The sequence below is a fragment of the Litchfieldia alkalitelluris genome (assembly GCF_002019645.1).
Classification (GTDB): Bacteria; Bacillota; Bacilli; order Bacillales; family Bacillaceae_L; genus Litchfieldia; species Litchfieldia alkalitelluris.
In genome coordinates this window covers 5,411,399-5,426,306 of record NZ_KV917374.1, presented here as the reverse complement: position 1 = coordinate 5,426,306, position 14,908 = coordinate 5,411,399, and the positions used below count along the sequence as shown (strand labels likewise).

General features: G+C 38.7%; 16 protein-coding genes, 1 rRNA gene and 1 riboswitch. Of the genes, 16 read left to right on the top strand and 1 reads right to left on the bottom strand.

Features of this window, described 5'->3' with window-relative positions; all coding sequences use genetic code 11:
• Nucleotide 1 precedes the first annotated feature (1 nt).
• Together rrf and BK579_RS25145 are read left to right on the top strand one after the other, a co-directional pair.
• Nucleotides 2-117, top strand: a 5S ribosomal RNA gene (rrf, locus tag BK579_RS25150).
• Between the two features lie 507 nt (nt 118-624).
• Complete coding sequence (locus BK579_RS25145) at nt 625-837, top strand: hypothetical protein (RefSeq protein ID WP_078550280.1); 213 nt, start codon at nt 625-627, stop codon at nt 835-837.
• A gap of 148 nt (nt 838-985) precedes the next feature.
• Here the strand turns inward: BK579_RS25145 and BK579_RS25140 are convergent, their stop codons facing one another.
• Nucleotides 986-1,414: an Hsp20/alpha crystallin family protein gene (locus tag BK579_RS25140; RefSeq protein ID WP_078550838.1), complete on the bottom strand. Its 429-nt coding sequence runs from the start codon at nt 1,412-1,414 to the stop codon at nt 986-988.
• Nucleotides 1,415-1,551: 137 nt separating this feature from the next.
• On the opposite strand from BK579_RS25140, the gene BK579_RS25960 reads away from it, so the two are divergent.
• From BK579_RS25960 to purH, 14 genes are all read left to right on the top strand, one after another.
• A complete protein-coding gene (locus BK579_RS25960) occupies nt 1,552-1,710 on the top strand; it encodes a hypothetical protein (RefSeq protein ID WP_169891258.1) in 159 nt (52 codons plus the stop codon).
• Between the two features lie 305 nt (nt 1,711-2,015).
• Nucleotides 2,016-2,558 carry a DUF2179 domain-containing protein gene (locus BK579_RS25135; RefSeq protein WP_078550278.1) on the top strand — a complete coding sequence of 181 codons (543 nt, stop codon included), beginning with the start codon at nt 2,016-2,018 and terminating at the stop codon, nt 2,556-2,558.
• Nucleotides 2,555-2,752, top strand: coding sequence for an NETI motif-containing protein (locus BK579_RS25130; protein WP_078550276.1), 198 nt, complete (start codon nt 2,555-2,557; stop codon nt 2,750-2,752). Before BK579_RS25135 ends, BK579_RS25130 begins: the two co-directional genes overlap by 4 nt.
• Before the next feature lie 81 nt (nt 2,753-2,833).
• Nucleotides 2,834-2,935, top strand: a riboswitch (purine riboswitch).
• 163 nt (nt 2,936-3,098) lie between these two features.
• Nucleotides 3,099-3,587 carry a 5-(carboxyamino)imidazole ribonucleotide mutase gene (purE, locus tag BK579_RS25125; RefSeq protein ID WP_078550274.1) on the top strand — a complete coding sequence of 163 codons (489 nt, stop codon included), beginning with the start codon at nt 3,099-3,101 and terminating at the stop codon, nt 3,585-3,587.
• Nucleotides 3,580-4,704 (top strand): 5-(carboxyamino)imidazole ribonucleotide synthase, encoded by a 1,125-nt coding sequence (purK, locus tag BK579_RS25120; protein WP_078550272.1) that lies wholly within the window; start codon nt 3,580-3,582, stop codon nt 4,702-4,704. The genes purE and purK overlap by 8 nt, the downstream gene beginning before the upstream one ends.
• Nucleotides 4,705-4,759: 55 nt before the next feature.
• Nucleotides 4,760-6,052, top strand: a complete 1,293-nt coding sequence (purB, locus tag BK579_RS25115) for an adenylosuccinate lyase (RefSeq protein ID WP_078550270.1) — start codon at nt 4,760-4,762, stop codon at nt 6,050-6,052.
• Between the two features lie 63 nt (nt 6,053-6,115).
• Entirely contained in the window at nt 6,116-6,835 is a 720-nt protein-coding gene (gene purC / locus BK579_RS25110) for a phosphoribosylaminoimidazolesuccinocarboxamide synthase (RefSeq protein WP_078550268.1), read from the top strand.
• Complete coding sequence (gene purS / locus BK579_RS25105) at nt 6,828-7,082, top strand: phosphoribosylformylglycinamidine synthase subunit PurS (RefSeq protein ID WP_078550266.1); 255 nt, start codon at nt 6,828-6,830, stop codon at nt 7,080-7,082. Before purC ends, purS begins: the two co-directional genes overlap by 8 nt.
• Nucleotides 7,079-7,765, top strand: coding sequence for a phosphoribosylformylglycinamidine synthase subunit PurQ (purQ, locus tag BK579_RS25100; RefSeq protein WP_078550264.1), 687 nt, complete (start codon nt 7,079-7,081; stop codon nt 7,763-7,765). Before purS ends, purQ begins: the two co-directional genes overlap by 4 nt.
• Complete coding sequence (gene purL / locus BK579_RS25095) at nt 7,749-9,977, top strand: phosphoribosylformylglycinamidine synthase subunit PurL (protein WP_078550262.1); 2,229 nt, start codon at nt 7,749-7,751, stop codon at nt 9,975-9,977. Before purQ ends, purL begins: the two co-directional genes overlap by 17 nt.
• Nucleotides 9,953-11,365 carry an amidophosphoribosyltransferase gene (gene purF, locus BK579_RS25090; RefSeq protein WP_078550260.1) on the top strand — a complete coding sequence of 471 codons (1,413 nt, stop codon included), beginning with the start codon at nt 9,953-9,955 and terminating at the stop codon, nt 11,363-11,365. The genes purL and purF overlap by 25 nt, the downstream gene beginning before the upstream one ends.
• Before the next feature lie 36 nt (nt 11,366-11,401).
• Nucleotides 11,402-12,439, top strand: coding sequence for a phosphoribosylformylglycinamidine cyclo-ligase (gene purM, locus BK579_RS25085; protein WP_078550258.1), 1,038 nt, complete (start codon nt 11,402-11,404; stop codon nt 12,437-12,439).
• Entirely contained in the window at nt 12,439-13,017 is a 579-nt protein-coding gene (purN, locus tag BK579_RS25080; protein ID WP_078550256.1) for a phosphoribosylglycinamide formyltransferase, read from the top strand. The genes purM and purN overlap by 1 nt, the downstream gene beginning before the upstream one ends.
• Before the next feature lie 336 nt (nt 13,018-13,353).
• A complete protein-coding gene (purH, locus tag BK579_RS25075; protein ID WP_078550254.1) occupies nt 13,354-14,892 on the top strand; it encodes a bifunctional phosphoribosylaminoimidazolecarboxamide formyltransferase/IMP cyclohydrolase in 1,539 nt (512 codons plus the stop codon).
• Nucleotides 14,893-14,908 lie beyond the last annotated feature (16 nt).

Sequence of the window (14,908 nt, the reverse complement as noted above, 5' to 3'; positions counted from 1 at the left end):
GTCTAGTGATGATGGCGAAGAGGTCACACCCGTTCCCATACCGAACACGGAAGTTAAGCTCTTCAGCGCCGATGGTAGTTGGGGGACTCCCCCTGTGAGAGTAGGACGTCGCTAGGCATTTAGAAAAGACCCATTTATAGAATGGGTCTTTTTTTCTCATTTAAAACCGTAAGGTTTATACTAGAATAATGGGTACAATTAGAACAGGAGTACATAGTACAAGTAATAATATGGTCGGGTTTCGAGGAGCGAGGAGATCAAGCGCTAGGCACTTAAGAAAGACCCATTCATTGAAATGGGTCTTGTTTTGTAATATCAGAAGAAATATTAATCATAAATGAGTTTTAGTGTCTAGCTAGATGTGCTATCGGCTCGAGGTCACAAGTTGATAGATGGGTGAATGCACTTTTTTATGCCCTTTAACTGTAAGGTTCTTACTGGAGTTCTTTCTAGAATAATGAGTACGATAGATGTGTACATAGTACAAGTAATAATTCTAACAGGTTTCGTAGGACGATGGGCAAGCTCAAAACAGGGCGAACGATTTTTTACTTGTTGCCGAAACTTCCTATAAAGAATCTACGACTAATTTATAATTAGTAATTTCAATAGGAGGAATTCCTTATGGGTAAATATAAAATAATTATTATTGGAACAATTATAGGGTTACTGGTAAGCTTAGCCTATTCGACTTATCAGTATTTTTTTGTGGAATCAGGTTGGGGAGATTTAGCTGCTGTGGCTTCTTTTATCGTCTTATTTCCTATTTCTATCGGTATCACATTATTAATTCAAGTTATTTATACTTTATATAAAAAAAGAAAAAGTTATTTATGATAGACCTGATAGTTAATCACAAATAATTTATACAAAAAGCTACTAAGTAATAAGGATTAATAAAGATGTTTTTTAAAATCAGTTATCGTGCTAATCAACAACAAAGTCTGCGAGAAAAAACTTATTTGCTTCTCGCAGACTTCATCTTTTAATCATCAATTTTTTTTATAGCAATTTTCCTTCTATTATCATCTGGTATTCGTTTGTGTAGGTTAATAATTAATAAACCATTATGATAGCTAGCATCTATCTTGTCTTCTCTTACAGGGAAGGGCAGTTGAACTATTCGTTCGAATTCTCCTTGAAAGATACCTTCTTCTACAAGCTCAAATCCTTTAAAGCGTAAATTAACTTTGCCTCGAACCTCTAGGGTTTGATACTGAACAAACAAATCGATGTCATCTACATTTTCTAATCCTGGAATGCTTAGGACTGCTAAAAGTTCGTTATCAGATTTATATAAATTCACCTGTGAACTTACATTGTTCATCATCGGGTCAAAGCCCTTCCAAAAGTCATCGCCAAAAAAACCATCCCATTGCTTTCTCCAGTCGTGCATTTGTTTGAACTGATCCATTTTCACGGTATACCCACTCTCCTTGTTTGTGCTGTTTTATCATATGAAGAAAAAAGACTTAGGTGCATGACATTATTGAAGGATAAATAAGCATACTTAAAACAATGATAATAACAGAATGTTAAAGGAGGGGTAATATGTCTGAATATACGGGTAAAGAAGTTCATGAAATTGAACAAGCTGCCATAAAGGATGACCACAATGCTAAGAAGGCGCGAGCTGAAGTCGATGAAGCAACTGCGCATATGAATGTACAGCGTCAGTATTCAGAAGACCTATCTCAGAATAAACGTTAGAGAATAAAGCAAAAACAACCTGTGTTTAAGGTGTGTTTTTGCTTTTTTGGCTCTTCTGAACGGATGTTCCTTTCTATCGATAAAAAGGATAGTGGATTGATGTATTGATTAGTTAGCTCATAGTGGTTTTTCTAGGACCGTAAAAGGAATAAAAATTTACGAACCCCCCCCCTTTTTTAATTCATATAGGTTTAAAAACCTCTTTATGTTTAGTAAAATTAGTTCTTTAATACATAACTAAGTTTATGTGAAGGACCTTTGGTAAATATATAAAGAATAGCAGTGTAAACGGAAGGGGATTTTATATGTTAGAGAACAGTTTTATGATGGTGTTAATTATTTTAATTATTAATATTGTTTATGTTTCTTTTTTTACAATACGTATGATTTTAACGTTAAAAGGGCAACGTTATTTGGCGGCTTTTCTCAGTACCATTGAAGTCGTTATTTATGTCATTGGATTAGGGCTCGTGCTGGATAATTTAAATCAGATTCAGAACTTAATTGCATATGCAGTAGGATATGGAATTGGTGTTATTGTTGGAATGAAAATTGAGGAAAAACTGGCACTAGGCTATATTACTGTAAATGTAATTTCAGACCAAATGGATAAAAATTTGCCTAAGCTTCTTAGAGATAAAGGATATGGGGTTACAAATTGGATTGCGCAAGGTTTAGAAGGTGACCGCCAGTCTATGCAAATTCTAACCCCCAGGAAATATGAATTGAAATTGTATAAGATAATTAAAGAACTAGACCCAAAAGCATTCATAATTGTTTATGAGCCCAAAACCATACATGGTGGGTTCTGGGTAAAAGCTGTAAGGAAAGGAAAGTTAAATCAATGAGCAAACATTCTAAGCGTAAGTTTGAAGTCGAAGATCATGAAACCATTGATCAATGTATAGAAAGAATGAGAAGTGAAGGATATATTCCTGTTCGAAGAATTGAAGAACCTGTTTTTCATGAAGTTGAACGGAACGGGGCGATTGATATTGAGCCTTGTGGTAGAAAAATTGTTTTTGAAGGGAAATTAGAGTAAAACACGAACGATGAATTATAATGCAATTTTATCGTTCGATTTTTATTGACAATTAGTTATGGCAGTTGGTAAGATAAAGTTAGATTTTAAAGATGATTACCTCATATAATCTTGGGAATATGGCCCATAAGTTTCTACCCGATAACCGTAAATTATTGGACTATGAGGGAAAGTAATCGTTCATACCCTGTATTTTGACTACGTCAAAACATGCCCAGGTAGAACTGCTTTCTCTTTTTTTAGGGGAACGGCTCTGCTATGGGCTTTTTTTATGGGGATGTTGTTGGTGGTTTAAGTTGAGGATGTTAATAAAAATATAGAAAAAGAATGTTCTGGGAGGAAATTAATGAATCCGTTGGTTGGCGTCATAATGGGAAGTACATCAGACTGGGAAACGATGAAGAATGCATGTGACATTTTGGATGAGTTAGAGGTTCCATATGAAAAGAAGGTTGTTTCAGCACACAGAACACCTGATTTAATGTTTGAATACGCGGAGAAAGCGAAAGAGCGCGGGTTAAAAGTAATTATTGCGGGAGCTGGTGGTGCTGCTCACTTACCAGGAATGGTTGCTGCAAAAACGGTCTTACCAGTAATCGGGATACCAGTTCAATCCAAAGCACTTAATGGACTAGACTCATTATTATCGATTGTACAGATGCCTGGTGGAGTACCAGTTGCAACTGTTGCGATTGGAAAAGCAGGGGCGACAAATGCGGGGCTTTTAGCAGCATCAATGTTAGCAACGGAGAATGAAAAGTTGTCAGCTAAGCTAGAACAACGAAGAGAAGCGACTCGAAATAAAGTGCTAGAAAGTAGTGAAGAGCTTGTCTAATCAACTATTACCTGGAAAAACAATTGGAATCATAGGTGGAGGTCAGCTTGGCAGAATGATGACCATCTCTGCAAAGGAAATGGGCTATAATGTTGTTGTCTTAGATCCAACACCTAATTCGCCTTGTGGACAGGTGGCTGATGAGCAAATTGTTGCAAAGTATGATGATCTAGAAGCAATAAAACAATTATCAGGGTTAAGTGATGTGGTAACCTATGAATTTGAAAATATAGATTACGAGGCATTAGCATGGCTTGAAGAACATGCGAACTTACCTCAGGGAAGTAAGTTGTTAAAAATCACACAGGATCGCGGCTTTGAGAAGCAAGCTATAACAGAAGCAGGGGCAGATGTTGCACCATATGTGTTAATTGAGAGACCTGCAGATTTGGAACAAGGGATAGAAAAAGTGGGGATTCCATCAGTGTTGAAAACACGACGTGGTGGTTATGATGGAAAAGGTCAGTTTGTGATCAAAACAGTACAGGACATTGGTGTTGCAGCTGAACTATTACATGCTGGTCCTTGCATATTAGAGGCATGGGTATCTTTTGAAAAAGAAATATCGGTGATTGTAACTAGAAATCCATCGGGAGAAGCGAAAACCTTCCCGGTGGCAGAGAATATTCACGTGGATAATATTTTACATCAAACGATTGTTCCGGCTAGAATCTCACAACAGGTAGAAAATAAAGCGGTTGAAGTTGCAATGAAACTAGCGAATGCTTTTGAATTAGTAGGAACACTGGCTGTTGAAATGTTTGTTACGAGGGATGGCGAGATTTTTATTAATGAATTAGCCCCGAGACCACATAATTCAGGTCATTATACGATTGATGCGTGTGAAACCTCACAGTTTGAACAACATATTCGATCTGTTTGTAATCTTCCTTTAGCAGATACTAGGTTATTAAGTCCGGTAGTGATGGTAAATATATTAGGAGAACATATTGAACCTCTTTATGAAACTGTTAAGGAGTCTTCAATTGGGAAGCTCCATTTATATGGTAAAGAAGAAGCTAAGATTAAACGAAAAATGGGACACCTTAATGTTTTAGGAAATACTATTGATGACGCATTTGATAAACTAAAGAAGATCGATGTTTGGCGCAGATAATTGTAAGAATTTCTGACAAATCGTACTAAGAAGATAGAAATCGGAGGATAAAAATATGATTGAACGTTATACAAGACCTGAAATGGGTGCTATTTGGACGGAGGAAAATCGTTTTAATGCATGGCTCGAGGTTGAGATTTTAGCATGTGAGGCTTGGGCAGAGCTTGGAGATATCCCTAAGGAAGATGTCGCATTAATTCGTAAAAATGCTTCCTTTAACATTAATCGTATATTTGAAATTGAACAAGAAACAAGACATGATGTGGTCGCATTTACTCGTGCCGTATCTGAAACATTAGCTGAAGAACGAAAATGGGTACATTACGGGTTAACATCAACAGACGTGGTTGATACTGCTCTTTCTTATCTATTAAAACAAGCAAATGATATTCTTCTAAAAGATATTGAGAACTTTGTAGAAATTTTAGCAAATAAAGCCCGTGAACATAAGCACACAGTCATGATGGGACGTACGCATGGTGTACATGCTGAACCAACAACATTTGGATTAAAGTTAGCACTTTGGCATGAAGAAATGAAGCGTAACTTAGAGCGGTTCAAACGAGCTGCTGATGGAGTACAGTATGGTAAAATCTCTGGAGCAGTTGGAACATATGCAAATATTGAGCCATTCGTAGAAGAGTATGTGTGTGAAAAGCTTGGAATTAAGCCTGCTCCAATCTCAACTCAAACTTTACAACGTGACCGTCACGCGGAGTATATGGCGGCTCTTGCTTTAGTAGCAACATCAATTGAAAAATTTGCGGTAGAAGTTCGTGGGTTACAAAAGAGTGAAACACGTGAAGTAGAAGAGTTCTTTGCAAAAGGCCAAAAGGGTTCATCTGCAATGCCTCACAAGCGTAATCCTATTGGATCTGAAAATATGACTGGTCTTGCTCGTGTGATTCGCGGGTATATGATGACTGCTTATGAAAATGTTCCATTATGGCATGAACGCGACATTTCGCATTCATCAGCTGAACGAATTATTTTACCTGACGCAACGATTGCACTCAATTATATGCTTAACCGTTTCGGGAACATTATTAAAAATCTAACTGTATTCCCTGAAAACATGAAGAGAAATATGGACCGTACGTTAGGGTTAATTTACTCACAACGTGTTTTATTAGCACTCATTGATTCAGGATTAACTCGTGAAGAAGCGTATGACACGGTTCAACCAAAAGCCATGGAAGCATGGGAGCAGCAAGTTCCTTTCCGTCAATTAATTGAAGCAGAAGAAAAGATTACGAGCCGCTTAACACCAGCTCAAATCGATGATTGTTTTGATTATAACTACCATATTAAACATGTTGATATGATATTTGAGCGTTTAGGACTATAAGAAAAGGAGAGGCTTTGATAGCCTCTCACATACAATACTCTGTCCTTAAGGGGGCTTCATACAATGGAAAAATTAGAGTTACTTTACGAAGGCAAAGCGAAACAAATCTACCGTACAAACGAGGAACAGGTTGTTTGGATTCAATATAAAGATAGTGCGACAGCGTTTAATGGAGAGAAAAAAGAAGTGATTGTTGGTAAAGGTCGTTTGAATAACGAGATTACTAGTCTTCTATTTGAAAAGTTAAAAGAAGCTGGAGTAGAAAGTCATTTTATCGAAAAGATTTCTGAAACAGAGCAATTGGTAAAGCAAGTAACAATTATTCCTTTAGAAGTGGTTGTAAGAAATCTAATTGCAGGAAGTCTTGCAACACGTTTAGGTATTGAAGAAGGAACAGAGTTAGATGAAGCGTTTGTTGAGTTTTACTACAAAAATGATGATTTAGGAGATCCGATTATTACTGAGGATCATATCAAAATTTTAAGAGCTGCAACAACTGAGCAGGTTCAAGTGTTAAAAGAGAAAGCATTACAGATTAATGATGTGTTGAAAAAGCATTTTCTAGATTGTGATGTAAGATTAGTAGATTTTAAATTAGAGTTTGGTTTGACAGATGAAGGTGAAATCCTACTTGCAGATGAAATTTCACCAGATACTTGTCGACTATGGGACTTAGAGACGAATGAAAAGTTTGATAAAGATGTATTCCGTAGAAATATTGGTAGTTTAACTGAAGCATACACGAAGGTGTTATCACGATTAGGAGGCGGGCAACATGTATAAAGTAAAAGTATATGTAACATTAAGAGAGAGCGTATTAGATCCACAAGGAACAGCGGTGAAAGGTTCTTTAAACAGTTTGTCTTATAACGAAGTGGTTGATGTTCGTATCGGTAAATATATGGAGCTTACGATTGAAAAAACTGATCGTGATGTAAATGAAGTAGTAATAGAACTTTGTGAAAAGTTGTTAGCTAATACAGTGATTGAAGACTACCGTTTTGAAGTTGAGGAGGTTGTCGCACAGTGAGATTTGCAGTCATCGTGTTTCCGGGCTCCAACTGTGATGTAGATATGTATCATGCAATTAAGGATGAACTTGGCGAAGAAGTAGAGTATGTATGGCATGATGTGGATAATTTAGATTCTTTTGATGGAATTCTATTACCTGGTGGCTTTTCATATGGAGATTATCTTCGCACTGGGGCAATTGCTCGTTTTTCAAATGTTATGAATGCGATCGTGAAAGCTGCTGAAGAAGGAAAGCCAGTGCTTGGTGTATGTAATGGATTCCAGATTTTGTTAGAAGCTGGACTTTTACCAGGGGCAATGAGACGTAATCAAAACCTAAAATTTATGTGCCGTCCAACTGAATTAGTCGTTGTAAATAATGAAACTTACTTCTCGGCTGAATACGCAAAAGGTGAAGTGATTTCAATTCCGATTGCACACGGTGAAGGAAATTATTACTGTGATCAAGAGACTTTAAGTTTACTAGAAAATAATAATCAAATCGTTTTTAAATATAATAGCAATCCGAACGGAAGTTTAAGTGATATTGCGGGAATTATGAACGAAAAAGGCAATGTGCTTGGAATGATGCCACATCCTGAGCGTGCAGTAGACAGTTTACTCGGAAGTGCTGACGGATTAAAGCTGTTTAAATCAATTGTAAAACAATGGAGGTTATCTACGAATGTCGTTACTTCTTGAACCAAGTCCAGAGTTAGTGAAATCAGAAAAAATATACCGTGAGATGGGATTAAGCGATGAAGAGTTCGCGTTAATCGAGTCAATTATTGGTCGAACACCAAACTATACAGAAACAGGGCTTTTCTCTGTTATGTGGTCAGAGCACTGTAGTTATAAAAACTCAAAGCCTGTATTGAAGAAGTTCCCAGTAACTGGTGAAAAGGTTCTTCAAGGGCCTGGAGAAGGTGCAGGGATTGTTGATATTGGTGACAATCAAGCGGTTGTTTTTAAAATTGAGAGCCACAATCACCCTTCAGCAATTGAGCCTTATCAAGGAGCTGCAACAGGTGTAGGTGGAATTATTCGCGATGTATTTTCAATGGGGGCAAGACCAATTGCTTTATTGAATTCACTACGTTTTGGAGAGCTAAAATCTCCTCGTGTAAAATACTTGTTTGAAGAAGTAGTGGCAGGGATTGCGGGTTACGGGAACTGTATTGGAATTCCGACAGTAGGTGGAGAAATCCAATTTGATCCTTCGTATGAAGGGAACCCGTTAGTAAATGCGATGTGTGTAGGATTAATCAACCATGAAGACATTAAAAAAGGTCAAGCAACAGGTGTAGGAAACACAGTGATGTATATCGGAGCGAAAACAGGTCGTGACGGAATCCACGGTGCGACATTTGCTTCAGAGGAGCTTTCTGAGGATTCAGATGCAAAGCGTCCAGCGGTTCAAGTAGGGGACCCATTTATGGAAAAGTTACTTTTAGAAGCATGTTTAGAGCTTGTCAAATGTGATGCGATGGTCGGAATTCAAGACATGGGTGCAGCGGGATTAACAAGTTCTTCAGCTGAAATGGCTAGTAAAGCAGGATCTGGAATTGAAATGAATCTAGACCTTGTTCCACAACGTGAAACAGGAATGACTGGATACGAAATGATGCTTTCAGAGTCTCAAGAGCGTATGTTAATCGTCGTTGAAAAAGGAAGAGAGCAAGAAATTCAAGATATCGTCGAAAAGTATGACTTAGAAGCAGTAGCGATTGGTGTAGTTACAGATGACAAACGTCTTCGTTTACTTCATAAAGGTGAAGTGATTGCAGATGTACCAGTCGATGCGCTTGCTGAAGATGCTCCAGTCTATCACAAACCATCAGCTGAACCAGCATATTACCGTGAGTTCCAAGCAATGACTGTGGAAGCTCCAAAGGTAGATGATTATAACCAAGCGTTAGTAGATTTATTATCACAACCAACTATTGCGAGCAAAGAATGGGTCTATGATCAGTATGATTATATGGTTCGCACAAATACAGTTGTTGCACCAGGTTCTGATGCTGCAGTCGTTCGAATTCGTGGAACGAAAAAAGCTCTCGCAATGACAACTGATTGTAACTCTCGCTATTTATATCTTGACCCATTAGTAGGTGGGAAAATTGCTGTGAGCGAAGCTGCTCGTAATATTGTTTGCTCAGGTGGCGAGCCATTAGCGATTACTGATAACTTAAACTTTGGTAATCCAGAAAAACCTGAGATTTTCTGGCAAATCGAGCAAGCAGCAGATGGAATTAGTGAAGCTTGTCGTGCGTTGAACGCACCAGTAATCGGTGGGAATGTATCACTTTATAATGAAACAAATGGTGTAGCAATCTATCCAACACCTGTGATTGGGATGGTTGGTTTAATCTCAGATCCAGCACATATTACAACACAAGAATTCAAGAATGCAGGAGATTTAATTTATGTGATCGGTGAAGCTAAGCTTGAATTTGGTGGAAGTGAGCTTCAAAAGCTTGTTGAAGGTAAAATTTATGGGCAAGCGCCAGAATTAGATTTAGAGATTGAAAGTGATCGACAAAAGCGTCTATTAACAGCGATTCGTGCTGGTGTGGTTGCATCTGCTCATGATTTAGCTGAAGGTGGTTTAGCTGTTGCGTTAGCAGAATCTACATTTAGTACGAAGAATCTTGGTGCACGTGTAACGGTCCAAGGTGAGGCTTTGAGTGAATTATTTAGTGAAACACAATCACGTTTCTTAGTGTCAGTTAAAGCTGAAAACAAAGAGCGTTTCGAACAATTAGTAGATGCTGCACTTGTTGGTGAAGTGACTAACAATGCAGATGTGGTGATATTAAACAGTGAAGGCAACGAGCTTATCAACAACTCTGTTGAGGAGTTGCGTGCCGCTTGGAAAGGGGCTATCCCATGCTTGCTGAACTCAAAGGCTTAAATGAAGAATGTGGGATATTTGGCATCTGGGGTCACCCAGATGCTGCACAAATTACGTATTATGGACTTCATAGCTTACAACACCGTGGACAAGAGGGTGCAGGAATTGTTGTAAGTAATGGAGAAAAGCTAAAGGCTCATAAAGGCGAAGGTCTTGTGACAGAAGTGTTTAGTGGTGGACAAATTGAGGATCTTCGTGGTAAAGCAGCGATTGGCCATGTGCGTTATGCAACAGCGGGTGGCGGGGGCATTGAAAATGTTCAGCCGTTATTGTTTCACTCTCAGGTTGGAGGATTAGCGATTGCTCATAATGGAAATCTAGTAAATGCTAATGCTTTAAAGCATCAGTTAGAAAATCAAGGTAGTATCTTTCAATCTACTTCTGATACAGAAGTTTTAGCACATTTAACAAGAAGAAGTGGTTATACAAAAATTCATGACCGTGTTAAAAACGCCTTATCGATGATTAAAGGCGCGTATGCGTTTATTTTAATGACGGAGAAAAAAATGATGGTGGCACTTGATCCAAACGGTCTTCGTCCATTATCACTAGGACGTTTAGGTGATGCATATGTTGTCGCTTCAGAAACCTGTGCATTCGATGTGGTAGGAGCAACATATGTACGTGATGTTGAGCCAGGTGAATTTTTAGTGATAAATGATGAAGGAATGACGTCAGAGCATTTCTCATTAAATACAAACCGTGCGATTTGTAGCATGGAATATATTTATTTTTCAAGACCAGATAGTAATATCGGTGGAATTAATATTCATACAGCACGTAAGAGCCTAGGGAAAAAGCTAGCTGAAGAAGCGGTAATTGAGGCAGATGTTGTTACAGGTGTACCTGATTCAAGTATGTCTGCAGCGATTGGTTTTGCAGAAGCTTCTGGTATTCCGTATGAATTAGGTCTGATTAAAAATCGCTATGTAGGTCGTACATTTATACAACCATCACAATCATTACGTGAACAAGGGGTAAAAATGAAGCTATCACCGGTTCGCGGGGTTGTTGAAGGAAAGCGTGTAGTTATGGTTGACGATTCAATCGTTCGTGGAACAACAAGTCGCCGTATTGTAACAATGCTTAGAGAAGCGGGAGCAACTGAGGTTCATGTGCGAATTAGTTCACCGCCGATTAAAAATCCATGTTTTTATGGAATTGATACATCAACACATGAGGAGTTAATTGCTTCGTCACACTCAATTGAAGAAATGAGACAGTTGATTGGTGCAGATTCGCTTGTGTTTTTAAGTGAACAAGGATTAGTGGATGCAATTGGCAGGTCTGATGATGGGGAATTTAAAGGTCAGTGTATGGCATGTTTTAATGGGAAATATCCAACAGACATCTATCCTGATACAGTTCTTCCACATGAAAAGGCTTAGGGTATACGAAAATGGTTTCATTTAGGAGGATAAAGAATGGCTAACGCTTATAAGCAAGCTGGGGTAGATATAGAAGCTGGTTATGAGGCTGTAACGAGAATGAAGAAACACGTAAAGCGAACAATTCGTCCAGAGGTTCTTGGAGGTCTTGGTGGATTTGGTGGAATGTTTGATCTTTCCAAGGTTAATGTGAAAGAACCTGTACTTGTTTCTGGTACGGATGGTGTAGGTACAAAATTGATGCTCGCGTTTATGATGGATAAACACGACACAATCGGGATAGATGCAGTCGCGATGTGTGTAAATGATATTGTTGTTCAAGGTGCAGAGCCACTTTATTTCCTAGATTATATTGCATGTGGGAAAGCAGTTCCTGAAAAAATAGAAAGCATTGTCAAGGGAATTGCCGATGGCTGTGAAATGGCTGGCTGTGCTTTAATTGGCGGAGAGACAGCGGAAATGCCTGGCCTGTATAGTGAGGATGAGTATGATCTTGCAGGGTTTACTGTCGGTGTAGCTGAAAAATCGAAACTTGTAACAGGTGATTCTATTAAAGCGGGGGATATTTTAATAGGATTATCTTCTAGTGGCATTCATAGTAATGGATATTCTCTTGTTCGAAAGGTGCTTTTGGAGGAAGGGAAGCTTGATCTTCATGCTGTATATGATGGCCTTGAACTGTCTCTTGGTGAAGAGCTTTTACGTCCAACGAAAATTTATGTAAAACCATTATTAGAAGTGATGAAGTCATATGAAGTTAAAGGAATGTCACATATCACAGGTGGCGGTTTTATTGAAAATATTCCGAGAATGTTTCCTGCTGGCCTGGGAGCAGAAATTGATTATGGATCATGGCCAATACCAGCCATTTTTGATTTAATTGAAAAAACGGGTGATTTGAACAAGAAAGAAATGTTTAATATCTTTAACATGGGAATTGGAATGGTTTTAGCAGTAGGTGAAGAAGTATTGCACGATGTAATTGCCATTTTAGAGGCGCATGGTGAAAAAACATCGATCATTGGTCGAGTAAAGGAAGGCGAAGGAGTAACTTTTGGCGGAGGGGCTCTTTAATGATAAAATTAGCTGTATTTGCTTCAGGTAGTGGATCTAATTTTCAAGCGATCTTGGATGCAGTTAAGGCTGGAATGTTAGATGCTGAAATTTCGTTACTCGTTTGTGATAAACCAGGTGCGAAGGTGATTGAACGTGCAGCAGCCGCTGGGATTAATCAGTTTGTGTTTTCTGCTAAGGATTATGCTAGCAAATCGCATTTTGAGGCTGAAATTGTTGGTCAACTTCAAGCTAGAAAAATTGATTTAGTTGTTCTAGCAGGGTATATGAGATTAGTTGGAGATACTTTGTTATCCTCATTTCCATCACAGATCATAAATATTCACCCATCACTGTTGCCAGCATTTCCTGGAAGGGATGCGATTGGCCAGGCTTTCCGTGCAGGTGTAAGTGTAACTGGAGTAACGATTCATTATGTGGACGAAGGCATGGATACTGGCCCAATTATTGCACAAAGAGAAGTTCCAGTTGCAGCTGGAGATCAGCTTAGTGATGTAGAGCGTAAAATTCATGAAATTGAGCATTTGTTTTATCCGGAGGTATTGCAGAAATTAGCTCGGAGGTTGAGTCTGGCTTAGGGATAAAATCAATTAATTATCTTGGGTAGCATCCATGCTAATTAAATATTAGCACCATGGAGAATGAAGATGTGTACACCGTGTTTGGAATGAGCGGAGAGCCGTGCAACTCCTGCGGGATACACGGGGCAAAGTGAGACCCCGCAGGAGCTTTTGCGACGAGGAGGCTCACCGCACCGCCCGCGGAAAGGGCATGGATCGCAGCGAATGGAATTAACTAACCCTATTTTAAAAATATCCATGAACTCGTCCATTAGACCACCTTTCATAATCTTTGTATTATCAGCCCAACTTCCATAAAATAAATTTTATAACCTTACTAGGAGAGATCATATTATGACCATTAAACGAGCACTTGTAAGTGTATCTAATAAAGAAGGAATTGTTCCTTTTGTCAAATCACTAGTTGACCAAGGGGTAGAAGTAATTTCAACAGGTGGGACGAAAAAGACCCTTGAAGAAAATGGGATTGCTGTAATTGGGATTTCTGAAGTAACCGGATTTCCTGAAATCATGGACGGACGTGTAAAAACATTACATCCAAATATTCATGGAGGCCTTCTAGCAGTACGTGATAACGAAGAACATATGAATACCCTACAACAACACAATATTACTCCAATTGACTTAGTGGTTGTAAATCTTTATCCTTTCCAACAAACGATTGCAAAGCCAGATGTAGAGTTTGCTGATGCGATTGAAAATATAGATATTGGTGGACCTTCGATGCTTCGTTCTGCAGCAAAAAACCATCAGTCGGTTACTGTGGTAGTTGATCCTGCAGACTATGAAATAGTTTTAGCAGAACTAAAAGAGAATGGTGAAGTGACTTCTGAAACAAAGCGTCGTTTAGGTGCAAAGGTGTTCCGTCATACTGCAGCATATGATGCAGTCATTGCAGAATACTTAACAAATATGACAGGTGAAGAAAGTCCAGAATCCTATACAGTGACATATGAGAAAAAACAAGACCTACGATATGGGGAAAATCCTCATCAAAAGGCTGCGTTTTATAAAAAACCTCTTGGTTCTGTATTTTCAATAGCAGCAGCAACCCAGTTACATGGAAAAGAACTTTCGTACAATAATATCAATGATGCGAATGCAGCATTACAGATCGTGAAGGAATTCACTGAACCTGCAGCGGTTGCAGTAAAGCATATGAATCCTTGTGGTGTAGGTGTAGGAAAAACGGTTGAAGAAGCTTATGATAAGGCATACCAAGCTGATCCTACCTCCATTTTTGGTGGTATTGTTGCACTTAATGGGGAAGTGGATGAAGCAACTGCAACAAAATTACACGAGATTTTTCTGGAAATCGTTATAGCTCCATCATTTTCAGAGAAAGCACTAGAAATCTTAACATCAAAGAAAAATATTCGTCTACTTACCATTGATTTCTCTACAACTGCAAAAGTTGAAAAGAGTTTAACTTCGGTTCAAGGTGGATTACTTGTTCAAGATGAAGATACATTCTCGTTTGAGGATGCAACGATTACAGTTCCTACAAAACGTGAGCCAACTGAAAAAGAGTGGGAAGACCTTAAGCTTGCTTGGTCTGTTGTGAAGCATGTGAAGTCAAATGCGATTGTTCTTGCGAAGGATGGAATGACAGTTGGTGTTGGTGCTGGGCAAATGAATCGTGTTGGTGCTGCGAGCATAGCGATTACTCAAGCGGGTGAAAAAGCTCAAGGTTCAGCTCTCGGTTCTGATGCATTTTTCCCAATGGATGATACCGTAGAAGCAGCAGCTAAGGCTGGGGTAACAGCGATTATTCAGCCAGGTGGTTCGATTCGTGATGAGGATTCAATTAAAAAAGCGGATGAATATGGAATGACGATGGTATTCACTGGCGTGCGTCATTTTAAACATTAAGGGAGTGTGCTAAGGA